Annotated in this window: 26 protein-coding genes; 13 read left to right on the forward strand and 13 right to left on the reverse strand. The window is 69.0% G+C overall.

All coding sequences use genetic code 11. From position 1 onward, the window contains the following. Window positions 1-438: 438 nt before the first annotated feature. Window positions 439-825 (reverse strand): hypothetical protein, encoded by a 387-nt coding sequence (locus BLV57_RS36440; protein ID WP_091297463.1) that lies wholly within the window; start codon window positions 823-825, stop codon window positions 439-441. Window positions 826-945: 120 nt separating this feature from the next. Between BLV57_RS36440 and BLV57_RS36445 the strand changes: the two genes are divergently transcribed. From BLV57_RS36445 to BLV57_RS43045, 4 genes are all read left to right on the forward strand, one after another. Beyond that, the gene (locus BLV57_RS36445) at window positions 946-1284 is read left to right on the forward strand and encodes an ankyrin repeat domain-containing protein (protein ID WP_218134951.1); all 339 of its coding nucleotides are present in this window, start codon (window positions 946-948) and stop codon (window positions 1282-1284) included. A gap of 103 nt (window positions 1285-1387) precedes the next feature. Continuing rightward, window positions 1388-3397: a VOC family protein gene (locus BLV57_RS44075; RefSeq protein ID WP_245757658.1), complete on the forward strand. Its 2010-nt coding sequence runs from the start codon at window positions 1388-1390 to the stop codon at window positions 3395-3397. 2 nt (window positions 3398-3399) lie between these two features. Beyond that, a complete protein-coding gene (locus BLV57_RS36455) occupies window positions 3400-3972 on the forward strand; it encodes a dihydrofolate reductase family protein (RefSeq protein ID WP_091297466.1) in 573 nt (190 codons plus the stop codon). A 187-nt stretch (window positions 3973-4159) separates the two neighbouring features. Beyond that, window positions 4160-4393: a hypothetical protein gene (locus tag BLV57_RS43045; protein WP_143047236.1), complete on the forward strand. Its 234-nt coding sequence runs from the start codon at window positions 4160-4162 to the stop codon at window positions 4391-4393. A gap of 14 nt (window positions 4394-4407) precedes the next feature. Here BLV57_RS43045 and BLV57_RS36460 read toward each other — a convergent pair whose 3' ends face one another. Further along, on the reverse strand, window positions 4408-4812 hold the full coding sequence (locus tag BLV57_RS36460; RefSeq protein WP_245757662.1) for a winged helix-turn-helix transcriptional regulator: 405 nt from the start codon (window positions 4810-4812) through the stop codon (window positions 4408-4410). Between the two features lie 96 nt (window positions 4813-4908). Between BLV57_RS36460 and BLV57_RS36465 the strand changes: the two genes are divergently transcribed. After that, window positions 4909-5778: an alpha/beta fold hydrolase gene (locus BLV57_RS36465; RefSeq protein WP_425426068.1), complete on the forward strand. Its 870-nt coding sequence runs from the start codon at window positions 4909-4911 to the stop codon at window positions 5776-5778. Here BLV57_RS36465 and BLV57_RS36470 read toward each other — a convergent pair. Next, a complete protein-coding gene (locus BLV57_RS36470) occupies window positions 5708-7060 on the reverse strand; it encodes a DHA2 family efflux MFS transporter permease subunit (protein ID WP_091297472.1) in 1353 nt (450 codons plus the stop codon). The two genes, BLV57_RS36465 and BLV57_RS36470, sit on opposite strands and share 71 nt — an antisense overlap. Window positions 7061-7148: 88 nt before the next feature. Here BLV57_RS36470 and BLV57_RS36475 point away from each other — a divergent pair, with 88 nt between their 5' ends. Beyond that, entirely contained in the window at window positions 7149-7526 is a 378-nt protein-coding gene (locus tag BLV57_RS36475; protein ID WP_091297595.1) for a MerR family transcriptional regulator, read from the forward strand. A gap of 98 nt (window positions 7527-7624) precedes the next feature. Beyond that, complete coding sequence (locus BLV57_RS36480; protein WP_091297474.1) at window positions 7625-8752, forward strand: FAD-dependent oxidoreductase; 1128 nt, start codon at window positions 7625-7627, stop codon at window positions 8750-8752. 56 nt (window positions 8753-8808) lie between these two features. Here BLV57_RS36480 and BLV57_RS36485 read toward each other — a convergent pair whose 3' ends face one another. Next, the gene (locus tag BLV57_RS36485; protein ID WP_091297477.1) at window positions 8809-9891 is read right to left on the reverse strand and encodes an aldo/keto reductase; all 1083 of its coding nucleotides are present in this window, start codon (window positions 9889-9891) and stop codon (window positions 8809-8811) included. Window positions 9892-10010: 119 nt separating this feature from the next. On the opposite strand from BLV57_RS36485, the gene BLV57_RS36490 reads away from it, so the two are divergent. Beyond that, window positions 10011-10883, forward strand: coding sequence for an AraC family transcriptional regulator (locus BLV57_RS36490; protein WP_176968963.1), 873 nt, complete (start codon window positions 10011-10013; stop codon window positions 10881-10883). Here BLV57_RS36490 and BLV57_RS36495 read toward each other — a convergent pair. After that, on the reverse strand, window positions 10876-12072 hold the full coding sequence (locus BLV57_RS36495; protein WP_245757659.1) for a branched-chain amino acid ABC transporter substrate-binding protein: 1197 nt from the start codon (window positions 12070-12072) through the stop codon (window positions 10876-10878). The genes BLV57_RS36490 and BLV57_RS36495 overlap by 8 nt on opposite strands. Window positions 12073-12819: 747 nt before the next feature. Between BLV57_RS36495 and BLV57_RS36500 the strand changes: the two genes are divergently transcribed. Then, a complete protein-coding gene (locus BLV57_RS36500) occupies window positions 12820-13050 on the forward strand; it encodes a hypothetical protein (RefSeq protein WP_091297483.1) in 231 nt (76 codons plus the stop codon). Here the strand turns inward: BLV57_RS36500 and BLV57_RS36505 are convergent. After that, window positions 13047-13883, reverse strand: coding sequence for a hypothetical protein (locus BLV57_RS36505; RefSeq protein ID WP_091297486.1), 837 nt, complete (start codon window positions 13881-13883; stop codon window positions 13047-13049). The two genes, BLV57_RS36500 and BLV57_RS36505, sit on opposite strands and share 4 nt — an antisense overlap. A 59-nt stretch (window positions 13884-13942) precedes the next feature. Then, the gene (bla, locus tag BLV57_RS36510; RefSeq protein ID WP_091297488.1) at window positions 13943-14863 is read right to left on the reverse strand and encodes a class A beta-lactamase; all 921 of its coding nucleotides are present in this window, start codon (window positions 14861-14863) and stop codon (window positions 13943-13945) included. Between the two features lie 112 nt (window positions 14864-14975). Between bla and BLV57_RS36515 the strand changes: the two genes are divergently transcribed. Beyond that, complete coding sequence (locus BLV57_RS36515) at window positions 14976-15182, forward strand: DUF4287 domain-containing protein (RefSeq protein WP_091297491.1); 207 nt, start codon at window positions 14976-14978, stop codon at window positions 15180-15182. A 583-nt stretch (window positions 15183-15765) separates the two neighbouring features. On the opposite strand, the gene BLV57_RS36520 is transcribed toward BLV57_RS36515, so the two are convergent. After that, window positions 15766-16164, reverse strand: a complete 399-nt coding sequence (locus BLV57_RS36520; protein ID WP_091297493.1) for a VOC family protein — start codon at window positions 16162-16164, stop codon at window positions 15766-15768. Between the two features lie 77 nt (window positions 16165-16241). Between BLV57_RS36520 and BLV57_RS36525 the strand changes: the two genes are divergently transcribed. Together BLV57_RS36525 and BLV57_RS36530 are read left to right on the forward strand one after the other, a co-directional pair. Beyond that, window positions 16242-17267: an alpha/beta fold hydrolase gene (locus BLV57_RS36525; RefSeq protein WP_091297496.1), complete on the forward strand. Its 1026-nt coding sequence runs from the start codon at window positions 16242-16244 to the stop codon at window positions 17265-17267. Window positions 17268-17296: 29 nt separating this feature from the next. Continuing rightward, a complete protein-coding gene (locus BLV57_RS36530; protein ID WP_176968964.1) occupies window positions 17297-17809 on the forward strand; it encodes an O-acetyl-ADP-ribose deacetylase in 513 nt (170 codons plus the stop codon). On the opposite strand, the gene BLV57_RS36535 is transcribed toward BLV57_RS36530, so the two are convergent. Both BLV57_RS36535 and BLV57_RS36540 read right to left on the reverse strand, forming a co-directional pair. Continuing rightward, window positions 17806-19056, reverse strand: coding sequence for a trypsin-like peptidase domain-containing protein (locus BLV57_RS36535; RefSeq protein WP_176968965.1), 1251 nt, complete (start codon window positions 19054-19056; stop codon window positions 17806-17808). The genes BLV57_RS36530 and BLV57_RS36535 overlap by 4 nt on opposite strands. A gap of 96 nt (window positions 19057-19152) precedes the next feature. Then, the gene (locus BLV57_RS36540; protein WP_218134956.1) at window positions 19153-20052 is read right to left on the reverse strand and encodes a LysR family transcriptional regulator ArgP; all 900 of its coding nucleotides are present in this window, start codon (window positions 20050-20052) and stop codon (window positions 19153-19155) included. A 69-nt stretch (window positions 20053-20121) separates the two neighbouring features. Here BLV57_RS36540 and BLV57_RS36545 point away from each other — a divergent pair, with 69 nt between their 5' ends. After that, complete coding sequence (locus BLV57_RS36545; RefSeq protein WP_091297504.1) at window positions 20122-20736, forward strand: LysE/ArgO family amino acid transporter; 615 nt, start codon at window positions 20122-20124, stop codon at window positions 20734-20736. Between the two features lie 16 nt (window positions 20737-20752). On the opposite strand, the gene BLV57_RS36550 is transcribed toward BLV57_RS36545, so the two are convergent. The 3 genes from BLV57_RS36550 to BLV57_RS36560 form a co-directional block, all read right to left on the reverse strand. Next, window positions 20753-21565 carry a prenyltransferase/squalene oxidase repeat-containing protein gene (locus BLV57_RS36550; RefSeq protein WP_091297506.1) on the reverse strand — a complete coding sequence of 271 codons (813 nt, stop codon included), beginning with the start codon at window positions 21563-21565 and terminating at the stop codon, window positions 20753-20755. Further along, window positions 21553-21903, reverse strand: a complete 351-nt coding sequence (locus BLV57_RS36555; protein ID WP_091297600.1) for a hypothetical protein — start codon at window positions 21901-21903, stop codon at window positions 21553-21555. Before BLV57_RS36555 ends, BLV57_RS36550 begins: the two co-directional genes overlap by 13 nt. An 85-nt stretch (window positions 21904-21988) precedes the next feature. Next, on the reverse strand, window positions 21989-22645 hold the full coding sequence (locus BLV57_RS36560) for a peptidylprolyl isomerase (protein WP_091297508.1): 657 nt from the start codon (window positions 22643-22645) through the stop codon (window positions 21989-21991). Window positions 22646-22740 lie beyond the last annotated feature (95 nt).

Raw genomic sequence — 22740 nt, forward strand, 5'->3', positions numbered from 1 at the left:
TTTGCTCCGTTGGGTGCAGAAATTCTTCCACTCGCGCGGCTAGTTCACCGTGGCACGTGACAAGGGGCGCCCTTGTCACGCTGTGGGTGACAAGGGCGCCCCTTGTCACCCAGACCGCGGCCGGGTGAGTGGGAACTAGGCGTTCAACGCCTTAACCAGCACACATAAGCCACTTTCGTTCCCCTGAGGTTGAGGAGGGCGAGTGCGTCTTGGTCGTTGACGTTCGCATCGAGTTCGACGAGCTTGTGGGTGGTGTCGGGCTTGTCCCGGACGCTGGCGCTAGACGATCGGGCCGGGTAGCAAACAGCATGATCATCTGGGCGAGCGCTGCCCCGGTCATCCTCAAAGGACTCGTTGCGGCGGAGCCGTGGTACTGGTGTCACCTGACCGCTGCGGCGGACCGGTAGAGGTGTTGCGCGGCAAGCGTTTCCGCGACGTTCAGCGTTTCCTCTGGCTGGCGCGGCGTATGCGCTCGACGCGCGCGTCGACGTCAGCCGGATCGTCCATCCCGAGCTTGGCTCGGCGCTGGAGCTTGGAGATGACAGTGTCGGCGAGCGGGGCGTCCCGCCACTTCCGCCAACCCTTCGTCAACCACATCGACTTCTTCGCCGCAAGCCTGGTCTCGGCCTTTTCGGCCGACTCGAATGCGACCGGGCCGGCGGCCGTGGCCAAGACCTGGCGTTCACGGTGTCGGTCGGCGCGGTTGGGGAACTGCTTGTTCCGCCGGATGTTCTTGCGTGAACTCTTGTCGTTCTCGCCGTAGTCGTTGCGCCGGTCTTTGGCGTAGCTGAGCGCCTTTTTCTCTTGCGGGCTCTTCCGCGCCATGCTCTGCCTCCTCCGGCCGTCCTCTAGTGCAGCTGAGCGTACCGGCGAGTTTGTGTCCGACACACGTGATTTGTTGGTAGGACAGCGAACCTCTTGAATGACTTCGTGTTGACTGTCCTGGTGAGTGACGAGGACGGCTACTGGACGCCGGCACACCATGCGGTCGAGCATTTCGACGTGGCGACGTTGGCGCGCCTGCTGGCTGCGGGCAGTGATCCCGATGAAGTCTTCGGTGACATGACGCTGCTGACACACGCCATCGACGCGGAAGGAGACGGCGCCGCGCAGACCGGTGAGCCGTTGAGCGTTCACCTGACGGCGGTCCTGCTGGCATTCGGCGCCGACCCCACCTTGCCCGACCCCGCCGGGCGTTCGCCGATGGACATGGCGGCGGCATATCGCCACGACCTCGCGATCAGGCTGCTGCAGCGGCACATCGGTCAGCGAGATGGCGAATAGAGCCGATGTGTCCGATGAATGAGCCCACGGCAAGGGCGCTCGTGGGCCATTCTGGCGCTGAGCCGTGTCATCGCTGTGATCGCGGCACCGCAGGCTGTGCCTCATGCGAACTGGGGTGTTCCTGCGCTGGGTGGCGCATCCGCTGACCATCGGGGCCACCGCGGTGCTCCTGCTCAACGATCACGTGTTCAAACAGGCATGGCCGGGACTCGTCACCGGCAAGCTCAGCGACGTGGCCGGGCTGGTGGTGGCGCCGCCGGTGCTCGGGCTGCTGCTCGGCCTGTTCCTCGCCGACCGGATCGGCGCCGCGGTCGCGGTAGTGCTGACCGGTGCCGGATTCGCCGTGGTCAAGCTGACTTCCGCGGGTGCCGAGGCCGCGTCGGCGGTGTGGTCGGGGATCAACGGGCCTTCGGTCGTTCTCGCTGATTCGAGCGACCTGGTCGCGCTGCCCGCGCTCGGGCTTGCCTGGTGGGCCTGGCGTCAGGCTGCGTCGGCTCCGCCGCTGCCGGACGGCCTCGTCTTCCGGGCGCGGGTGGTGGTCGCGGTGCCGTTCGCGGTGCTGGCGATCTGCGCGACTTCGGCGCCTGCCAGCTCACTTCCGTCGGTCGACTCCGTGAGGAGCGAAGACGGGAGCGGCGGGCAGGTGGTCATCGAGGTGGGCGGGCTGGCTTACGGCTCCCGGTCGGGTGTCGACGGCTGGACTCCGCTGCCGGGGAGACCGCCGTCCGACCCGCGACAGCAGCGTCGGCCGCAGACCGAACCCTGCGTGCCGGACGACGCCGCGCACTGCTATCGGGTGCATGGCGGTGGTGGCTTCGACCCCGCGGAGGCGGTGCCGCGTGGCGGTCGCATGCTCGGCGTCGACGAGACGACCGACGCCGGCGAGAGCTGGCACACCGCGTGGGAGGTGCCTGCCGCCCGGTGGCAGTTCGTGCTGCGCCAGCATCCGTTTCCCGCCGGGGTCGATCGCGTGGAGAGCGTGGCCAGTGTGGAGGTCATGGTCCGCACCGTCCAGGGCGGACACGAGGTGATCGTGGCCAACGGCGTCGAAGGACTGGCGGTGCGCGGCGCTGACGGTGCTTGGCGGCGGGTGCCGGTCGTGGTCCCTGGCCTGGAGATCCGGCCCATGCCGCTCACCGGGTTCGGCCGGGCGATCGGGGTCGAGGTCTCCACTGCGGGCCTGATCGCCGTGCTCGCGCTGGTGATCGGGATGTCGGTGGCGGCGGGCCGGGCCGGTGCCCGGCTCGGACGCGGGTTCGCGCCGGTAGTGGTGCCGCTCGTCCTGCTCAGCCTGGCGGCTTTACCGATTCTCGGCGCGGTCGCGTTCTTCGCCTCGACCGCGAGAATGTCGACCGGGCTCTGGCTGGTGGTCGACGTGTGCTTGTTCGGGAGCCTCGCCGGTTTCGCGCTGACTCGACGGTTACTGCCGCGATCGCGCGTGGCGGTGGTCATCGGCGCCGCCGTCCTGACCGGGCTGGCGTCCGTCGGCCCCCTGCTCGGCTGGACGGTGGGGCACCCGCAAGAACACGACCCCGCCGTCGAGCTCGGCCTGATCCTCGCGGCTTGCTGCCTGGTCGGGGTCGTCGTGACAGGTTGGTGGGCAGGCCGGGACCCCGGGGGTTCACGAGTCCGTGAGCGGCATGGCGCGCTGATCGGAGAACACGCGGGCGACGACGCGCGCAGTGGAGGTACTGGGATGAGAACGTTGCACGTCGGATTGCGGGTGACCGACCTCGAGCGGTCACTGGCGTTTTACACGGCCGTCGGCTACGAGATCGTCGGCCGCGTGCCCGAGACGCCGATCGGGCAGTTGACCATGCTCAAGCTCCCCGGCGACGAGTTCGTCACCGTCGAGCTGGTTCACGACGGCGATCCGGTCGACCTTGGCACCGGCGTGAGTCATTTCGTCGTGCGGGTCGAGTCGATGGACGGCACGCTCGACGCGCTGGCTGGGCACGGGATCGAGCCGTCCGCCCCGGCGCACGAAAACCAGGACGGCCTGAAGACGGCGTTCATCGCCGACCCCGACGGCCGCCGGATCGAACTTGTCCAATGGCCAGCGGGCCACCCCGACGGCATGACCGCCGCCGACTTTCTCGCGGAAGAGGAGTGAAGATGGCCAGGACGCCACTTCGGCTTTATATGTCCATGTCGGTCGACGGGTACATCGCCGGGCCGGACGATCGGCCGGGCCAGGAACTCGGGCGCGACGGCGGGCGGTTGTTCGACTGGCTCGACGACCGGATGTCCGACGGGATCAACGGGCAGATCTACGCCGAGGCATCGGCCACCGGCGCCGTGGTTTCCGGCCGCCGCACGTTCGAGCTGGCCGGTCGCTGGCAAGGCGACCATCACGACGGCGTGCCGATCCACGTGCTCACCCGCGACATCGACCCGGCCGACGAGCCGCCGGGCAGCGCGAAGTTCTACACCGATGTCAACGCGTGCGCCGACGAGGCCCGTGCAGCCGCGGGAGATCGCGCGGTGCTGGTCCACGGCGCGAGTGCGGCGCAAGCGTTGCTGGCGGCGGGGCAACTCGACGAACTCGAACTGCACCTCGTCCCCGTCCTGCTCGGTGGCGGACGGCGGCTGTTCGAGCCGACCGGGCTCGGCCACGTCGAATTGGAGCCCGTCCGACGGCTGGAAGGCCGCAACGCCACGCATTTGCGTTATCGCGTAGTCCATTGAGACGGGCCATAATCGCAGGGGGTTCTCGGTTCGCCACCTGGCGGGCAAGGGGCGGGGGAGTGGATCATGCGGACTATTGTCAGTGCCGCCATGGTGATTGCCGTTGGTGTGACAGCGCGCAGGACCACATCGCCTTTTCGCCAAGACCGCCCTGTTCGTCCACAGTGGACGTGAGGCGACGCTGACCGTGCCCGCGGCCTGGGCGGCCCGCGTCTCGATCTCGTGGGGCAACCGGGCGGCCGAGTGGACGACGAGCCTGCGGATTCCCGCCTGCCCTGTGCCGCACTCGGAATCGGGCTCGTGGCTGGTCTTTCCCGGCGGCTTCTTGGTCGACGAGCCCGCCTGCGTGCCGCTCGAAGTCGGATCGGGAAGCGAGGTCAGGACCGTTCACGTCTCGGTGGGCACTCCGTGCCCTGCTTGAGGCCGATGTGCTGGTCAGCCAAACTCGCTGTCGACGGCGCCGGCTCGCGCGATGGCGTTCGCGTGGTCGATCTCGGCCATGTGTTCCTCGGCCCAGGCCCGCAGTGCTGCCAGCGGTGTTTCCAATGACAGGCCCAGGTCGGTAAGGCGATAGTGCACCCGCGGCGGCACGGTCGGCTCCACCCGGCGGGCGACCAGCCCGTCCTGGACCAGGCTTCGCAGGGTCACCGACAGCATTTTCTGTGACACGCCGGGCATCTGACGCCGCAAGTCGGCGAACCGCACCTCGCCAGGAGCCGTTCCGGCGAGCACCTTGATCGCCATCGAAGTCCACTTGGTGCCGATGCGGTCCAGCAGCTGACGCGTCGGACACGCGGGATCGAACAGATCACCCTTCGCGCGTGCTGGTCGAGTGGTCACCCGCACCTCACCACCTGTCGGCAATGTGCCCTCTTGGCGACCCATCATAGGTCACCTACCGTTTGCTGGTAACCAATGGTAACCGCTGGAGGCACCGTGCACCGCATTCCCACACTCCGCACCGCGCAGGTCGAACTGCGCCGGATCGCGACCAACGGCATCAACGCCACCGTGGCCGTCGCGGGCGCCGGTCCCGCGGTCGTGCTGCTGCACGGCTTCCCGCACACCTGGCAGGTCTGGAGCGAGATCATCGGCCCGTTGTCCGAGCACTACCGGGTCATCGCGCCCGACCTGCGCGGGTTCGGCGCCAGCACCCGCGCGCCGGACGGCTACGACGCCGCCACGCTTTCCGCCGACCTCGCCGGAATCCTCGACGCCCTCGCCGAACCCACCGCGGCCGTGGTCGCGATCGACGCGGGTGTCCAGGTCGCGGCCCTGCTCGCCCTGCGGCGACCCGGCCGGATCCGGCGCCTGGTCCTCATGGAAGCGGTGCTGGGCTCACTGCCCGGCGCCGAGGAGTTCCTCGCCGCCGGCCCGCCCTGGTGGTTCGGCTTCCACGCCGTCCCCGGTCTCGCCGAGACGGTCCTGACTGACCATGAGGCGTCCTACATCGACTGGTTTCTCACCGCCGGCACCCTCGGACGCGGCCTGCCACCGGACATCCGCGACGCGTTCGTCAACGCCTACACCGGAACCGATGCACTCCGCTGCGCCTTCGCCTTCTACCGGGCGCTGCCCACCACCGCCCTCCAGATCGGCGCCGCCGTGGCAGACAACCGGCTCACCATGCCCACGCTGGCGATCGGAGCCCACCCGGTCGGCGCCGCGCTGGAACAACAGCTACGCCCCATCACCGACGACCTCACCGCACACGTCATTCCCGACTGCGGCCACATCATCCCCTTGGACCGTCCTCGTGAACTGCTCGATCTCCTGACGCCGTTCCTCGCCGCGGACCGAGTGTGAGTACCACCGTGATCGCCAGCGTCATGGTGCCGGCTATGACGAAGCTGATGTGCAGGCCGCCGACGAAGTCGCCTGCCGCGGCGACGACCGCGCCGAGGACCGCGATGCCGAGTGCGGTACCGGTCTGCCGCGCGGTGTTCACCGTCGCCGAAGCGACGCCGGAGCGTTCGCGGGGTACGGCCGCGAGCGCGGCGAGATTGGTCGGTCCGAGCGCGAGTCCCATGCCGGCGCCGAGTGCCGCGAACAGCACCGCGACCACCGGATACGGTGTGCTCGCCGTGATCGTGGCGCAGGCCAGCAACGCCAGGCCGGTCAGCCCGTAGCCGAGGACCAGCACTCGCCCGCCCCACCGGCCTGCCAGCAGCGAGAACACGGAGCTCGCCAACACCAGCGGCAGGAACCGGACGCCGGCGCCCGTCGCCGAGACTCCTCGCACGGTCTGAAGATAGAGCGACAACAGGAAGAACGAGCCGTAGGACCCGGCGCCGAGCACGAAGGACGCGACCGTGATCGCCGCGAACCGGCCGTTGGAGAACAGCGAGAGCGGCAGCATCGGCCGTACGCTGCGGGACTCCACCCACACGAACGCGGCCAGGCATGCCATCGCGCCCGGGAGGCAGACCAGCACGCCGGTCGCGCTCCAGCCGGAATGGCCTGCCTCGATCACGGCGTAGACGAGCAGCCCGGTCCAGGCGATCGCGAGAACCTGCCCGAGCGGGTCGAGTGAAGCGTGCTCCGGGTCGGCCGACTCACGCAGCGACCGGAGCCCGAACCCGAGCGCGAGCGCGCCCAGCGGCAGGTTGATCAAGAAGATGCTGGGCCAGCCGAAGGCGTCGGTCAGCGGGCCGCCGACGAGTGGGCCTGCGACGAACGCGAGAGCGCCCACCATGCCCCACACGCCCAGCACCCGCGCGCGCCGTCCCGGATCGGGATAGGCCTGGGCCATCAGGGACAGCCCGCCGGGGATGAGCACCGAACCGGCCGCGCCCTGCAGGATGCGGGCGGCGATCAGCCAGCCGATGCCGGGGGCGAACGCGCAGCAGGCCGACGCGATCGTGAACACGGCCAGTCCCGCGAGGAACACCCGCTTGCGGCCGAAGCGGTCGCCGAGCGTGCCCGTGGTCAGCATGACGGTGGCGAGCGCGACGGTGTAGCCGTCGAGCACCCATTGGAGATTCGACAGCGGACCGCCGAGTGACCGTTGGATGGCGGGCAGCGCGACGGTGACCACACTGGAATCCAGCAGCGCCATGAAGGTGGAGAGGAACAGTACGGCCAGCATCACGCCACGAGACCTGTTGATAACGATTGTCGTTTGTGTCACGCGGACAGCTTGCGACCTCAAGCCGGCTTGAGGTCAACTGGTGATCATGTGGCCGATCGGCGAGGTGGCGGCGAGGCTCGGGCTCGCGGTGTCGGCGTTGCGGTACTGGGATGAGCGCGGCCTGGTGCGTCCGACGCTGCGCCGTTCGGGAAAACGCTTCTACGGCGAGGAAGAACTGCACCGGCTGGCGGTGGCGAAGATGTTGCAGGACACCGGCTTGCTCAGTCTCGACGAGATCGCGACCGTCGTGCACGGACCGGCCCGTGGTGACGACTGGCGCGACGTCCTCCGCGCACGGCTCGCCCTCGTCCGGGATCAGCAGGCGAAACTCGCCCGGGCGGAGGCGTTCCTCGAACACTTCCTCACCTGCCCCCGCCGGGATCCGGTCGCCGACTGCCCCCACCTGCGAGTCGGCGACGAATGAAGGCCTGACAGGTCCGTGCCAGCGTCGTGTGCGGTCGGTGCCAGCGGCTCTCACCACACTTTGGAACAAGATTCCAGAGACGGCTTAAGGAGCCTCATATGCACACCTCGGTCACGATCATCGGCGCTGGACTCGGCGGGCTCACGCTCGCCCGTGTCCTGCACGTTCACGGGATCCCGGCCACCGTCTACGAGGCGGAGCCGGGCCCGATGGCACGGATGCAGGGCGGGATGCTCGACATCCACGACTACAACGGGCAGCTCGCCGTCGAGGCGGCGGACCTGGTCGACGAGTTCCGCGGCCTCATCCTCGACGGGCGGCAGGCGATGCGGATCGTCGACGACCAGGGCGAGCTCGTGTTCGAGAAGGCCGACGACGGCACGGGCGGGCGGCCCGAGGTCCAGCGCGGGGAGCTGCGGCAGGTGCTGCTCGACTCGCTGCCGGACGGCACCGTGCGGTGGGGGCACAAGGTCACCGGCGCCCGCGCGCTGGGCGGGGGACGGCACGAGGTCACCTTCGCGGACGGCACCACCGTCGGCACGGGCCTGCTGGTCGGCGCGGACGGCGCCTGGTCGCGGATCCGGCCGCTGCTCAGCGACGCCAAGCCGGAGTATCAGGGCGAAAGCTGCGTCGAGACCTATCTCTTCGACGCCGACACCCGGCATCCCGCCACCGCGAAAATGGTCGGCGGCGGGACGCTGGCCGCGAACGGGCCCACGGCGGACCTGGGCATCACCGCACATCGCGAGCGGGGTGACACGGTGCACGGATACATCCAGTTCACCCGGCCGCTGGACTGGTTCGACACCATCGACTTCGACGACCCGGCCGCGGCCGCCACGAGGGTCGCGGCCGAGTTCGAGGGCTGGGCGCCGGAGCTCGTCGCGCTGATCGCCGACAGCGACACCGCGCCGGTCCTGCGCCCGTTCTACGCGCTGCCGGTCGGGCACCGCTGGGACCGGCTGCCGGGCGCCACCCTGGTCGGCGACGCCGCCCATCTCAGCGTTCCGAACGGGGAAGGCGCCAACCTCGCCATGCTCGATGGCGCGGAACTCGGCAAGGCGCTCGCCGCGCATCCCGGCGACGCCGAGGCCGCGCTCGCCGCCTACGAACGGGATTTGTTCCACCGCAACGCAAATCCGATCGAGGAGGAGTTCCTGATCGAGAGCCTGTTCGGTGACGACGTTCCGCAGCAGGTGCTCGATGTGTTCGGCAGGCGCGACTGACCGGGTGGTCGTGAGTGGTACGGCCGGTTAGAACCGGTCATACCACTCACGACCCCCTAGTACCGGGTCGCGCTCTGCAGCAGTGGCGGGTAAACGGTCGAGGGCTGGCCGTCGACCGTGGCTCCGGCGAACTGCAGCATCGCGCGCTGGGCGCCGTGCATCGGCGCTGGATAGTTCAGGGCCGGCGCCGAAATCTCGTCCAGCGCCCGCAGGTGTTCCGGAGTGAGCGTGACTTCGAGCGCGGCCAGGTTGGTTTCGAGGTGCTCGACGCGGCGGGCGCCGAGAATGGGGACCACGGTGCCTTGGCGGGCGTGAAGCCACGCCAGCGACACGGCCGCCGGCGTGGTTTCGAGTGCGTCGGCGATGGCCGTGACGGTGTCGATGACCGCGAACTCTGACTCGGTGGGGCCGCCGACGTAGGCGGTGCGGGCGGAATCGGAAACCTCGGCGCCGCGGCGGTATTTGCCGGACAGGAAGCCGTTCTTCAACGGGCTCCACGGGACCAGCGCCATGCCCTGGTCGAGCGCGAACGGGGCGAGCTCGCCCTCGACCGTGCGGGCGAGCAGCGAGTACTCGACCTGGAGCGCGATGAGGGGAGTCCAGCCCTTGAGGAGCGCCGTGGCCTGTGCTTGGGCGGTGAACCACGCGGGCGTGTTGGAGAAACCGACGTACCGGATCTTGCCTGTTCCTACCAGGTCGTCGAGCGTGCGGAGAGTCTCCTCGACCGGCGTGTGCTTGTCCCAGTTGTGCAGCCAGTAGAGGTCGAGGTAGTCCGTGCGCAGACGGCGCAGGGTTTCGTCGAGCTGGGCGATGATCGACGACCGGCCGGCGCCGCCGCCGTTGGGATCGCCGGGGAAGAGATTGCCGAAGAACTTCGACGCCAGCACCACGCGCTCGCGGCGACCGGGATGGGCGGCGAACCAGTCGCCGAGGATCTTCTCGGAGTGGCCGTTGCTGTAGAAATTCGCGGTGTCGACGAAGTTCCCGCCGCGGTCGAGGTAGGTCGCGAGGATCTTCTCCGACTCCTCGACGCCGCAGCCCGCGCTGCCGGGGTCCCCGCCGAAGGTCATCGCGCCGAGCGCGAACGGGCTGACCCGCAGTCCGGAACGGCCGAGGGTGACGTAGTGGTCGAGCGCCATGATGGTGACTCCTCCGTAGCTGGATCGGTCCTTCCATCGAAGCGCGAGCGGGCCGTCACACGGTAGACCGATCCGCTTAGTCGATTGCACGATCCTCCCGACTTCGCCATTATCGGACCATGCGAGAGCTGCTGGACGAGATCAGCGCGATCATCGCGGCCCATGCGAGGCCGGATCAGCTGACGCCGATCGACGGGCTGCTGGTGTCCAAGGCGGAGACGTCGGCGCCGGACTATTCGCTGACCGAGCCGCTGCTGGTCGTCATGGCGCGCGGCGGCAAGCGCATGCTGCTCGGCGACGAGGTGTTCGAGTACCGGGCCGGGCAGTGCCTGGTGGTCACCGCCGATTTGCCCGTCACCGGTCACTTCCTCGGCGCGACCCCGCGGACACCCGCACTGGGCATGGGGCTGGTGCTGCGGCCTGCCGTCATCGCGCCACTGTTGCTGGAGGCGCCCGCCCGCCCTCGCGGCGAGACCGGGCTGCCCGCGATGGGGACCGCCGACGCGGACGCCGACCTGCTCGACGCCGTCCGCCGGATGCTCCGGCTGCTCGACCGCCCGGCGGACGCCGCCGTGCTCGCCCCGCTGCTCGAGCGGGAGATCCTGTGGCGGCTGCTCACCGGGCCGCACGGCGCGATGATCCGCCAGATCGGCACGGCCGGGAGCGGGCTCACCCACGTGAGCAGGGCGATCCGCTGGATTCGGGACAACTACGCCGAACCCATGCGGATCGAGGACCTCGCCCGGCTGGCCGGGATGAGCCCGTCCGCCTTCCACCGGCACTTCCGCGCGGTCACCGCGATGAGCCCGCTGCAGTTCCAGAAACGCATTCGGCTCCAGGAGGCCCGTTCACTGCTGGTCGCGCGCGCCGGCGACGTCGCGGGCGTCGGGCATCTCGTCGGCTACGACAGCCCGTCGCAGTTCAACCGCGAGTACCGCAGGCTTTTCGGCGCCCCACCCGGTCAGGACGCCTCGCGCCTCGCGCTCAGCTGATCTGGCCGTAGTTGACGATCTTCCCGTTCTCGACTTTGTAGCCCCACACGGGAGTTTCGATCAGCTCGCCCTTTTCGGCCCACTTGAAGCGCTTGGTAAGTCCCTGTCCGGTGTACGTCTTGACGAAGTCGAGCAGCCCCTGGCGGTCTGAGATGCCCTTGTCGATGCCCGCGATGAGGATCGTCATGGCGTCGTAAGCCTCGACAGCGTAGGTGCCGGGCTCTTGGCCTTCCAGCTTTTGATAAGCCGTCGTGAAGTCCTTGAAGTTGGTCTCCGGCACGCACGGGCAGGTGAAGAACGACCGCGCCGCGGCCTTGCCCGCCGCCTGGAGGTACTCCTCGTTCTTGATGCCGTCCGGGCCGACGAACTTGACCTGCACGCCCGCCGCGTCGAGCTGGTTCGCGAGCGGCCCGGCCTCGGGGTAGTAGCCGGAGTAGAAGACCGTGTCGGGCTTCTCGGTCTGGATCTTGTCGACCACGGAACCGAATTCCGTCTGGCCCTGCTTGACCTTGACGGTGCAGACGGACTTGTCGCCGAGCGCGTCGACCACGGCCTTGCCCAGGTCGGTGCCATACGGCGAGTCGTCGCTGACCACGCAGACCCGCTGGGACTCGAGCTTCACGGTCATCAGCTTCGCCGCCGCCGGCCCCTGCGCGGCGTCGCTGGCGAGTGCGCGGAAGAAGGTGTCCCAGCCGTTGTCGGCCAGCGACGGGTTGGTGGCCGAGGGGGTGATCTGGACCAGTTTCGCCTTGTTGAACAGGCCGCCCGCGACCTTCCCCTCGCCGGAGAACGAGGTGCCGACCACGCCGAGCACCGACGAGTCGGCGACGACCTTGTCCACCGCGGCGCCCGTCTTCTCCGGCTTGCCCTCAGTCTCGAACTGCTTCAGCTCGATCTGGCAGTCGGCGTTGGCCTGGTTGTGGAGTTTCACGGCCAGCTCGGCGCCACGCAGGATGTTCTGCCCGAGCGCGGCGTTGACCCCGTTGATGGTGCCGACGTAGCCCACCGAGATGTTCTTGCACTGGGCGCGCCCGTCGCCCTTCGGATCGGCGGCCTCCGCGTACAGCTTCGGCGCGTTGAACAGCGAGGGGTCCTCCGAGGATCCGCTGCCGCCGGAAGAGCAACCGGCCGTGGCCAGCGGAATGACCGTGAGCACTGCGAGAAGGGCCGCGTGTCGTGCCTTTGCCACACTTTCTCCTAACATCCCGCGGCCGCCAAGTCTCAGCCCGGCCTGAAACGGGCGACCGACTTGGCGGCTGAACGTAGCCGCCTTGGGCCGCGATGGACAGAGGGTCATCCCGCCTTGTATCCACCTCGTGACGATGTCACCGAGTGAACTTGTACGGTTACCGCAATCGCCCGGTCAGGTGGTCGCGCCGCGTGATATTCGGGCACTTTCCGTGAAATCCGGCCGATTTCGACGCTTGGTCGCCAACGTTGTCACTGTTCGGTGTTCACGGGATGCGCGTGCGTCTCGCAAGCCGCTCACGGCGCGGTGAGCTGGGGTGATGATCGCGGGGAGCGTGACCGGAGCATCTCGGTCATTCGGCGCGGGCCGCGTGTTCCGGGTGAACCCGACGTCCCGCCCCAAGCCGGGCGTTCCACCAAAGTGGTTTTCGTTCGCCTGATCGACGCAGGGCAGCCGACGACCACGGTGCGTGACACCCGTCCAATGGCTGGACAATTCCCCATCCGCCGTTCGTGAATGTGAATCACGATGTGAAAAAGAGCACAGGACTGATTCGCGAAAACGCGATGACCGAATTCGTGCCGGCGCCATTCGGAAGGAATTGAACCCGAACGCCACTGCCGATCCGCGCGCGTGAGTATGCATCGTCCGGTCCTCCCCAGGCCGTTGTCAGGGAATCGCGGACGGCGGTCGCGGCGTTACCGCTTTCGCCCGTCCGGTCGCTACGCTTGAAGGCGTGAGAGAGGCATGACGGACGAGGAGATCCTCGTCGGGTTCGCGTTGACCCGGCTGGACAATCCCGGGCTCGAGATGGACGAGGTCGCCGCGCTGTTCCTGCGGCGGGCTGGCCAGGATCTCGTGACGGAGTTCGCGTCCCGCAACCTCGCCACGCGCGACGAGCTGCGCGGGGCGTTGTTCCCCGCCGCCGTCGAGCACGTGCTCCGGGTGGTGCTGACGCTGCGGGGACCCGCCGACTAGCGACGGTGCTGCTGGTCGAACTCGTTCGCGGCCAGGCGTTCGGTGCGGGCACGCAGCTGGTGCTGGATGTCCTCGGCGCCCTCTTCGTTGAGGCCGAGTTCGACCGCCCGCCGGATCTGCTCGCGGTTTTCCCGCACGACCGACGAGAAGAAGTCGTCGATGCGCGGATCGAGCAGCACCTCGAGCACGACGCGGAACGAGGTGTCCACGACGGAGTGCACGATCTCGCCGTGGAACGGGATGCGCTTGAGCTTGCCGAGCTGCGGGTCCTGGGTGACCTTCTCGGCGATGATCGCCTGCAGCTCGGTTTTGTGCTCGTTGAGCGATTTGGCCAGATTTTCCGGATAGTTACCGGTTTCGAGCACCTTGACCACCTCGTCGAGCACGGCGATGGTGATCGGTTTCTTGATCGCGCGCACGATCGGCTCGGACATCTTGTCCACCAGCCGGTAGGTGAACTGCTCGCCGACCACCCGGTCCGCCGCCCGGCCGACGCGGACGAGCAGCAGGAGCGTGGCGAGGAAATGATGCGCCGCCAGTGCCGGGTGCGTGAACGGGACCATCGCGAACAGCTCGTACCAGTTGCGGAAGAGGAACCGTTTCGACCAGCGGCGCTTGCGCCAGCGCCACAGGAATTCGAGCAGGAACACCGCGCAGATGCCGCTGTCGACGTAGAAGATCCACTGTGCCGCGTCGCGCCCCGGCGGGCTGAGCAGCACGAAACCCAGCAGGCCGACCGAGACCACGGACAGCAGGAACATCACCCAGTCGTCCGCGCGCACATTGCCGGGAAGTAGCCCGCTGTTGAGCTCCGGCTCTTGGGTCGTGGCCATGCGAGGCGCTCCAGACTTGTGCTGCGTGCTTGCCACCCGCGACCTTATCGGCGGATGGCTCACTGGGCCGGGACGAGCGCCTTCGCGACGATCGTGGCGGCCTTGGCGACGGTCTCCGCGCCCGCGGTGGACTTCGGGTCGGCGGGCGCGGTGAACACGGTGATCACCAGCGGCGCGCGCCCCGGTGGCCACACGACCGCGATGTCGTTGATCTCGCCTTCGAAGCCGGACCCGGTCTTGTCCCCGACCACCCAGCCCGACGGCACCCCGGCCCGGATCTGCTTGCCGCCGGTGGTGTTCGCCTTGAGCCACCCGGCCAGCAGGTCCCGCCCGGCCGGGTCGAGCGCGTCGCCGAGCACCAGCGCGCGCAGATCCGCGGCCAGCTGGGCGGGCGTGGAGGTGTCGCGCTCGTCGCCGCCGACGTTGAGGTCGGGCTCGATCCGGTCCATGCGGGTCACCTGGTCGCCCAGCGTGCGGACGAACGCCGTCGCGGCCTGCGGCCCGCCGAGTTCGGCGAACAGCAGGTTGTCCGCGGTGTTGTCGCTGACGGTCACAGCGGCTTCGCACAGTGCCGAGACGGTCATGCCCTCGGCGACATGCTGCGACGTGGTCGGCGCGTGCTTCTGCAGCTGCGACTTGTCGTAGCGGATCACCTTGTCCAGCAAGCCGGGTCGGTCGGTGCGGAGCTTGAGGATCGCGGCCGCGACCAGCGCCTTGTGCGTGGAGCACATGAGGAACCGCTCATCGGCGCGGTGCCCGATCGCCGCGCCGGTGGCGGTGTCGAGCGCGTAGACGCCGAGGCGCCCCTTCCACTCGGTTTCGAGCGCGGCCAGCGCTTTCTCGGCCGCGGCGACGTCCGGTGACGGTGGCTTGGGCTGCTGGGGCTCGGGTGGTTGGCCGGGGTTCGAAGCGCAACCGGCGAGCACGGTGCCCAGTCCCGCCAGGATCAGCGAACGACGGGACAGCTGTGGGCCGGTCATGAAATCTCCTCCTGAAGCCGGAATGCGTCTACAACCAACAAGACGCGCGGGCCCGCCGTGCGTTGGCCCCCGAGTCGATCTTGGCTGCGGCGGCCGGTGGCAGACTCCGGCCATGACTGAGTCCGTGAAAGGCCCCGCCAGCTATTTCCCGTCGATCGAGAAGAAGTACGGCCGCCCGATCGAGGAGTGGCAGGACCTGGTCCGCTCCTCGCCGCTGACCAAGCACATGGAGCTGGTGACCTGGCTCAAGACCGAACACGGCATGGGACACGGGCACGCCAACGCGGTCGTCGCGCACACCCTCGCCGAAGGCAAGTAGCCACACCGTTCGTTGGCTCGGCCTCGGTCACTCCGGCGTTCGGATGGAAAGCGTGGCCGGGCAGTCGGCGAGCCTGAGTCGACACCGTCAGCCCCGTGGAGGCGAGTTGGCCGGTCGCGGCGGACGCAGGCCGAGCCGGCGGGCAAGTGCTCAGGTGAAGGGGTCGTGAGTGTTCCGGCCGGTTTCTATTGGGGGGAAGCCCGAATATGGCGTGTTCCGGGGCTGGCCGGTGTGGATTTCCTTGGTCGAGTTCGAGGTGGTCGCGGAGTGGAGCGAGGGTGCCCTTGAGTGCGTAGTAAGCACCCGGGGGTCCCCTCGCTGCGTGATCAAGCTCGGATCAGGGGACTGTGCCCGCGCGAGTGGTACCTCTGCTGCATCTAACGGAGCAGAGGTACCACTCGCGCAAGCTTTTCAGGCTGGAGCGAGGGGATCCCCCGCTGCATCGAACGCAGCAGGGGATCCCCTCGCTCACTACCTCCGGCCCGCGCAGGTAAGTGAGGGAGGCCCTCACCCAGCCACCTGGACGCGCCACGTTTTGGCTTTCTGCGCAATAACCGGTCTAAACACTCACGACCCTCCCAAATCAGGCCACGAAAATGCAGAAGGGGTGGCCTGCCGGGTCGGCGTAGACCCGGAGAGGTTCGTCCGCGTCGTCGCTGCGGTCGCGCAGCAGCCGCGCGCCAAGCGCCAGTGCGCGCTCGTGCTGGGCGTCGAGGTCCGCCTTGGACGACACCGTCATGTCCAGATGCAGCTGCTGAGGGACGGGCCCGTCCGGCCATGTAGCCGCAGGCAAGGCGTCGACCTGCTGAAACGCCAGCTGCGGGCCGCCGTGCGGATTGCGCAGCACCAGCCAGTCGCGCGCCGCGGGCGGCTCGTCGCCCGGACGGTAGTGGAGGCCGAGCAGGCGCCGGTAGAACTCCGCGAGTTCCCGCGGGTCGGCGCAGTCCAGGACCGTCTGGCGCAGTCGGGGGAAATCTTCCATGAAGGCACCTTGACAGGTGAAGATCCACCATGCAAGAGTCGTAACCGTTCAGAACGGTTACGAATAAGGAGACGGAAATGCTCAGCAGGCGCACGTTCGGCAGGATCGTCGGCGCGGGTGCGGTCGCTTCGGTGGCAGGGCTCCCGTCCGTGGCGGCGGCAGCGGCGGCGCCGGTGACGGGGGACGCGCGGCCGGCTCGGGGGCTCGGGCCGATCCGGCAGATCAAGACCGACGTGCTGGACATGGGCTATCACGAGGTCGGCCCCGCGAACGGCGAAGCCGTGCTGCTCGGCCACGGCTGGCCCTACAGCCCGCAGGCCTACGCCGAGGTCGCTCCCGAGCTGGCGCGCCGGGGTTACCGGGTGCTGGTCCCGTACCTGCGCGGGCATGGCACCACGCGGTTCCTGTCCGCGAGCACGTTCCGCTCGGGGCAGCAGGCCGCGCTGGGGTCGGACATGATCGCGTTCCTGGACGCGCTCGGCGTCAAACAGGCGATCTTCGGCGGTTACGACTGGGGCGGCCGGGCGCTCAACGTCGCCGCTGCGCTGTGGCCGGAGCGGTGCCTCGGGCTGGTCTCGGTGAACAACTACCTCGTGCAGAACCTCGCGCTCGCGCAGATGCCGGACCCGGCCGCGACCGAGGCCGCGCACTGGTACTACTTCTACTTCCTCACCGAGCGCGGCCGCGCCGGGCTGACCGCCAACACCCGCGACCTCGCCCGCGTCGTCTGGACCAAGAACTCTCCACTGTGGAGGTTCACCGACGCCGATTTCGAAGCCGCCGCCGCGCTTTTCGACAACCCGGACTACGTCGACATCGTCCTGCACGTCTACCGCCACCGTCTGCTCACCGAGCCGGGCGACCCCCGCTATGACGCGCTCGAGGCCCAGCTCGCCAAGCAGCCGAAGATCACCATGCCCGCCGTCACCCTCGACGGGATCGCCGACGGCAGCGTCCCGGCGACCGACGGCACCGCGACCGCGAAGTTCTTCGCCGGGCCGCGGGTGCACCACCAGGTGCCCGGCGCCGGTCACAACCTGCCGCAGGAACGCCCGAGGGCCTTTGTGAACGCGGTGCTCGAGGTGGCCTCGCTCCGCAAATGACGTGGACAGCTGGGTGACGCGGCTGAACAATGCGGGACATGGAATTCGTTCTCGGCGACATCACCGAGCAGGACGTCGATGTCGTGGTCAACGCCGCGAACTCGTCGCTGCTCGGCGGTGGCGGCGTCGACGGCGCCATTCATCGCAAGGGCGGCCCGGAGATCCTCGCCGCGTGCCGTGACCTCCGCGCCGGTCACTACGGTCGCGGGCTCAAGACCGGTCAGGCCGTGGCGACCACGGCGGGGAACCTGCCCGCGAAATGGGTCGTGCACACGGTCGGACCGGTCTGGTCGTCCACAGAGGACCGTTCGGAACTGCTGGCCGACTGCCACCGCAACTCCCTGCGCGTGGCGGCCGGGCTGGGTGCGCGAAGCGTCGCGTTCCCGGCGATCTCGACCGGGATCTACCGGTGGCCGGTCGAGTCGGCCGCGGCGATCGCGCTGACCACCGTGGCCGACTTCCTCGAGGCAACGCCGGACATCATGACCGTGCGTTTCGTGCTGTTCGACCAGCGCACCTATGACGTCTTCGCGGGCGCCTAAAGACGCTGCTGCTGGGACGCCAGCGGTGTCCCGCAGTTCCCGCAGAAGCTCGCGCCGGGCGCGCCCGGCACACCGCAGGACTGACAGGTCGGCCCGTAGCCGTTCGGTGCCGCGTAAGGCGTCGTGAACTGCTGCTGCGGTGCCGGGCGTTTCCGGCGCAGCAGCAGGATCAAGACGCCGACGGCCACGATCAGGAGTGCCACCGCGGCGACGATCCAGACGTAGGCCGGGACTCCGCTCGAAGCGGCGGGCGCGCTGACCGGCGCGCTCTGGCCAGGGACGGGGTTCGGCGCGGCGGCCTTTTCGGGCAGCAGCGCGACACTCCGGCCGGTCAGCCAGGTCTTCAGGTCCGAGGTGTCTGTCACGAAGTTGAAGTTCTGCTGCTCGCCGTTGAGCTTGTAGGAGTTGACGCCGAGCACGTTGCCCTGCGCGTCGACCGTCGGTCCGCCGGACATGCCCTCGCTGATGTCCGCGTTGATCTCGGTGACCGCGACGCCGGTGTCGGTGATCTGCTGGCTGCTGACGGTCCCGGTCTTGAAGCTAGCCCTGACCTTGCCCGGTGCGACGGAGTCGCCGACCGAGGCGGGGAAGCCGATCGAGGTCACCGCCGCGCCGGTCTTCGGGTCGGCCGCCGCGACGGGCATCGCGGGCGTCGGGGTGGGCGTTTCGACCTTGAGCAGAGCCGTGTCGCCGTCGCGGAACGGCTTGATGTCCTGCACCTGCGCGACGAGCGGTTCGGTGATGACCGCGCCGGTGACGCCCTTCGGCTGGCCGATGTAGACCGTGCGGACCGGGGGCGAGCCCTGGCTGGTGCCTTCGACCTTCCAGTTGGCGTTGGCGTCACTCCACAGGCCGTTCGCCGTGCTGCTGGAGATCTTTCCTTCCTTGACCTGCTGGTTGAGGAACACGCGCAGGATGTTCTCCCGGCCGAGATCCGGCTGCACGCAGTGCCCGGCGGTCACCAGCTGCCCGGTCGTGCTCACGAAGAAGCCACTGCAGCTCGCGACCGCCACCACGGACTTCTCGGTCCAGACGTAGCCGTTGTCGGTGTGGTAGTTGACGAAGCCTTCCCACTTGATCGCGAGCTGGACGGTGCTCGCCTCAGCGGCGGCGTTGACCTGTTCGGCGCCCGTATTCGGTTGCGCGACGGCGTAAGCCGGGGCGACGAGCAACGCGATCAGTGCGAAAAGCGCTGACAGCGCCGATTTCCGGCGGTCTGATGTGGACAGCAGAGACGGTCTCGGCATCGTCATTTCCTCTCCGCGCGAGCTACTGTGATCTAGCTAGTCGCTGCGCTCGCCCGCGGTCGTTACGGAGGCGGGGATGACGATTGAACGAGATTTTCAGTCGAGCGCTGCCCGTGCCTCGGCGGCCACCGCTTCGGCGACGGCGGCCAGCGCGGGGGAGTCGAGCTTCCACTGCTGCCAGAACAACGGGATCGTGATCGGCCGCTCCGGCGCGAGTTCGACGAGCGAACCCTTGCGCAGCAACGGATCCGCTTGCGCGCGGGGAACCATGCCCCAGCCCATGCCCATGACGATCGCCTCGACGAAGGGCTCGGACGCGGGCACGTAATGCCTGCGCGCGCTCGCGGCTCCGCGCGTGAGCGCGCGCGTGAAGCGGTCCTGCAGATCGTCGCGGCGGTCGAAGATGACCACCGGCGCCTCGGCGAGCAGCCGCCGCAGCGGGGTCGACGGCCAGCCGGGCAGGTACCGGGCGGCGAAGCCGGGGCTCGCCACCGGCAGGTACCGGACGTGGCCGAGCCTGCGCACCGAACAGCCGGTGACCGGGTCAGGCGACGACGTGACCGCCGCCAGCACCGCGCCCTCCTTGAGCAGCGTCGTGGTGTGATCCTGGTCCTCGCGGTGCAGCTCGAAGGAGATCCGCAGCTCCTCCGGCACGCGGGCGAGCGCGGCGAGAAACCACGTGGAGAGCGAGTCGGCGTTGACCGCGATCGGCAGGCGGACCGGCTCGCCGCTGCCGCTCAGCCCGAGTTCGGCGCCCGCGTCACGCTCCAGCCTGGCCAGCTGGCGGGCGAAGCGGACGACGACCTGCCCCGACTCGGTCAGCCGGACCGGTTTCGTGCGCATGAGCAGCACCCGGCCGGTGCGTTGTTCGAGCGCCTTCACCCGCTGGCTGATCGCGGACGGGGTGACGTGCAGCGCGGCCGCGGCCGCGTCGAAGGTGCCCTCGTCCACGACGGCGAGCAGGGTGCGTACCTGGTCCAGCGGTAAGTCCGGCATCACGAGCGCTAATGATACGTAAGAATATTTAGCTGTACTGTTGACAGCCGGATTCCTAGTGTCGCCCGTATGGGAGAACTCCTGCTCGCGCTGGCCGCCGGGTTCGGCACCGGGCTTTCGCTGATCGTCGCCATCGGCGCGCAGAACGCGTTCGTGCTGCGGCAAGGCTTGCGCCGCGACGCCGTGCCCGCGGTCGTGGCGATCTGCGCGATCTCGGACGCCGTGCTGATCGCGCTCGGCGTCGCCGGGGTCGGCGCGGTCGTCGGTACCTCGCAGGCCGCGCTGATGATCGTCGGTCTGGTCGGGGGCGGATTCCTGCTCTGCTATGGCTTTCTGGCCGCACGGCGGGCCTTGCGGCCGTCGGCGATGCAGGCCGATGGCTCGGCCACCGGGTCGCTGCGACGCGCCGTGCTCAGCTGCCTGGCGATGACCTGGCTCAACCCGCACGTGTACCTCGACACGGTGCTCCTGCTCGGCGCGGTCGCCGCAGGCCGGGGCGACCTGCGCTGGGTGTTCGCGCTCGGCGCGATGCTGGCGAGCCTGTGCTGGTTCGTCGCGCTCGGCTTCGGCGCGCGGCTGCTGAGCGGGTTCTTCAGCCGCGCGTCGTCCTGGCGGGTGCTCGACGGTCTCGTCGCCGCCACCATGGTCACGCTCGGCGTGCTGCTCGTGGCCGGCGCCGCGTGAAAGGCTGCCCGCGGTGCTACTCGACGGGGACGAGCTGGTCGACGCGATCGTGCGCGCGTGAGGGCACGAAGTGCCTGAACCTGGCGCGCACGGTGGGCGCGCCTGCCGCCGCGTGCAGTGCGCCGACGCGCACGGCACGGAGGGCCGCGACCGGGCAATCGTCCGGCCGTAGCAGGAAAGCGCAGCCGTGGCATAGCGCTTCGAGCATGCGCTCGTCGATGCCGACCGGGCCGCAGCGGAGCAGGATCTGGATGGCGTGCGCGGTGTCCTCGCCGGTGCCCCAGGAACCGTCCGCGCACTGCGTCTTCAGTAGGTGGTCCACGGTGCGCCGCAGGCCGGCCGTCACGCGGATCGGGTAGCAGCGCCGGGACAGCCGCGCCAGCGCGACCGCGCAGGCCGCCGTCGTCTCGTGCGAGTTTTCCCAGGCGCCGTCCGGGCTTTGGCGCTCGATCAGCGACTCGGCGAGGTGGACGACGGCCTCGCGCCGTTGCTCGGTCTCGCCGGAAGTGTGCAGTGCCAACGCTTCCAGCACGCGCGCGTCCGCCAGTACCGAAGTGCCCGTCCGCAGTGGCAGTAGCGGGCTCGCCGAGGCCCAGGTGCCGAACCGGGCCAGCACGCTCAACGCGAGCGCGATCTGGCCGGGTTCGCCGGAATCCAGCGAGTGCCGTAGTTTCCCGAGTAGTTTGACCGGCCTGCTCAACGGCACGCCCGCACCGGTCAGCGTCGCGAGCACCTGCGTGCGCTCGAACGCCACCGGCGCGTCGACGGCCGCGAGCAGGTCGCGCACCGCGGCGGGCGCCTGGCCGGTCCAGCGGGTCAGCTCGTCCATGCCGGGCCCCCACTCTCCACAGTGGACAGCCGCGCCAGGCCCATGCTGGTCCGGCAGGCGTGGATGATCTGCCTGCTGGCGACCGTGTCCGGGGCACGGCGGCAGCGCGGGCAGGTCAGCGCGACCGACCGCGCGAACTCGTCCACCGCCACCCCGACCGCGCAGCCGCAGCCTCGGCACCAGCGATGCCCGGTCACCGCGATGACATGCGACGGCGACGCGATGCATTGATGGGCCCAGCGCCGGTGCAACCGGCAGGTGACGCGTTCGTGTGGTGAGAGTTCCTGGTGTTCTTCCGCGTCGTCTTCTGCGGCGAGCAGTTCGTCGAGACGCACCATGACCACCTCCACTCCAAGACACGTCCGCGACTGTGTCCTGGCTCACGAGGTGGCGTGGTTCGCTCGAACGGCCTAAAAACGTGCTCTAGCCGAAGGTGACGCGCTCGATCTTGACCGGTTTGGCGGGCAGCCCGTCCTGCGGCCCGGACACCGGGATGATCCCCGCGGCGACGATGCGGTCCAGCACGTCCATGCCGCGCACGACCTTGCCCATCACCGAGTAGTTCGCCGGGATGTTGGCGAAGGAGTGCACGATGAAGAACTCGCTGCCATTGGTGCCGGGGCCCTGGTTGCCCATCGCGATGGTGCCGCGCGGGTAGGTCTCCTGGCCGCTGACCTCGTCGGCGAACTTGTAGCCGGGGCCGCCCTCTTCCTGACGGTAGAGGTCACCGCACTGCAGCACGCCGAGCCTGCTGGAGTTGGTCAGCCGGAAGCATTCGGTGTGGTTGTAGAAACGCTGCAGCACCAGGCTGAGCATGTTGTGCACCGCGCACGGCGCCGCGCCGGCCCGGTTCAGCTCGATGGTCACCGGGCCGTAGTTCGTGCGGAAGGTGATGTCGGCCGTGCCCCTGGTCAGCGCGAACGGCAGCGGCCGCAGCACCGGACGGGCGGCCGGGTTCTCCGGCGTCGGCGTGAACTCGCAGTGCACGACCAGTGGTTTCGCCGGTGCGGCGGTGGCGGGCGTGGTGGCCAGCGCGGTGGCGGACAGTGCGAGGACGGTGGCGAGTACCCAGCGCTTCATGGGACGCGACGATAGCGGATCAAGTCAAGTTAAAGAGTCCACAAAGGACTCCAAAACGCTGTGACCGTTCTCTCGCCTGGAAAACCCCGGCTTGA

Origin of the sequence: Amycolatopsis xylanica (assembly GCF_900107045.1) — a bacterium.
In the GTDB taxonomy this organism is placed as follows: Bacteria; Actinomycetota; Actinomycetes; order Mycobacteriales; family Pseudonocardiaceae; genus Amycolatopsis; species Amycolatopsis xylanica.

What these genes read in the sequence shown, in the direction of transcription:
- BLV57_RS36440 (WP_091297463.1), bottom strand. Translation starts at nt 825, where the DNA reads ATGGCGCGGAAGAGCCCGCAAGAGAAAAAGGCGCTCAGCTACGCCAAA.
- BLV57_RS44075 (WP_245757658.1), top strand. Translation starts at nt 1,388, where the DNA reads ATGCGAACTGGGGTGTTCCTGCGCTGGGTGGCGCATCCGCTGACCATC.
- BLV57_RS36455 (WP_091297466.1), top strand. Translation starts at nt 3,400, where the DNA reads ATGGCCAGGACGCCACTTCGGCTTTATATGTCCATGTCGGTCGACGGG.
- BLV57_RS36470 (WP_091297472.1), bottom strand. Translation starts at nt 7,060, where the DNA reads ATGCTGGCCGTACTGTTCCTCTCCACCTTCATGGCGCTGCTGGATTCC.
- BLV57_RS36475 (WP_091297595.1), top strand. Translation starts at nt 7,149, where the DNA reads ATGTGGCCGATCGGCGAGGTGGCGGCGAGGCTCGGGCTCGCGGTGTCG.
- BLV57_RS36480 (WP_091297474.1), top strand. Translation starts at nt 7,625, where the DNA reads ATGCACACCTCGGTCACGATCATCGGCGCTGGACTCGGCGGGCTCACG.
- BLV57_RS36485 (WP_091297477.1), bottom strand. Translation starts at nt 9,891, where the DNA reads ATGGCGCTCGACCACTACGTCACCCTCGGCCGTTCCGGACTGCGGGTC.
- BLV57_RS36490 (WP_176968963.1), top strand. Translation starts at nt 10,011, where the DNA reads ATGCGAGAGCTGCTGGACGAGATCAGCGCGATCATCGCGGCCCATGCG.
- BLV57_RS36500 (WP_091297483.1), top strand. Translation starts at nt 12,820, where the DNA reads ATGACGGACGAGGAGATCCTCGTCGGGTTCGCGTTGACCCGGCTGGAC.
- BLV57_RS36505 (WP_091297486.1), bottom strand. Translation starts at nt 13,883, where the DNA reads ATGGCCACGACCCAAGAGCCGGAGCTCAACAGCGGGCTACTTCCCGGC.
- bla (WP_091297488.1), bottom strand. Translation starts at nt 14,863, where the DNA reads ATGACCGGCCCACAGCTGTCCCGTCGTTCGCTGATCCTGGCGGGACTG.
- BLV57_RS36515 (WP_091297491.1), top strand. Translation starts at nt 14,976, where the DNA reads ATGACTGAGTCCGTGAAAGGCCCCGCCAGCTATTTCCCGTCGATCGAG.
- BLV57_RS36520 (WP_091297493.1), bottom strand. Translation starts at nt 16,164, where the DNA reads ATGGAAGATTTCCCCCGACTGCGCCAGACGGTCCTGGACTGCGCCGAC.
- BLV57_RS36525 (WP_091297496.1), top strand. Translation starts at nt 16,242, where the DNA reads ATGCTCAGCAGGCGCACGTTCGGCAGGATCGTCGGCGCGGGTGCGGTC.
- BLV57_RS36530 (WP_176968964.1), top strand. Translation starts at nt 17,297, where the DNA reads ATGCGGGACATGGAATTCGTTCTCGGCGACATCACCGAGCAGGACGTC.
- BLV57_RS36535 (WP_176968965.1), bottom strand. Translation starts at nt 19,056, where the DNA reads ATGCCGAGACCGTCTCTGCTGTCCACATCAGACCGCCGGAAATCGGCG.
- BLV57_RS36540 (WP_218134956.1), bottom strand. Translation starts at nt 20,052, where the DNA reads ATGCCGGACTTACCGCTGGACCAGGTACGCACCCTGCTCGCCGTCGTG.
- BLV57_RS36545 (WP_091297504.1), top strand. Translation starts at nt 20,122, where the DNA reads ATGGGAGAACTCCTGCTCGCGCTGGCCGCCGGGTTCGGCACCGGGCTT.
- BLV57_RS36550 (WP_091297506.1), bottom strand. Translation starts at nt 21,565, where the DNA reads ATGGACGAGCTGACCCGCTGGACCGGCCAGGCGCCCGCCGCGGTGCGC.
- BLV57_RS36555 (WP_091297600.1), bottom strand. Translation starts at nt 21,903, where the DNA reads ATGGTGCGTCTCGACGAACTGCTCGCCGCAGAAGACGACGCGGAAGAA.
- BLV57_RS36560 (WP_091297508.1), bottom strand. Translation starts at nt 22,645, where the DNA reads ATGAAGCGCTGGGTACTCGCCACCGTCCTCGCACTGTCCGCCACCGCG.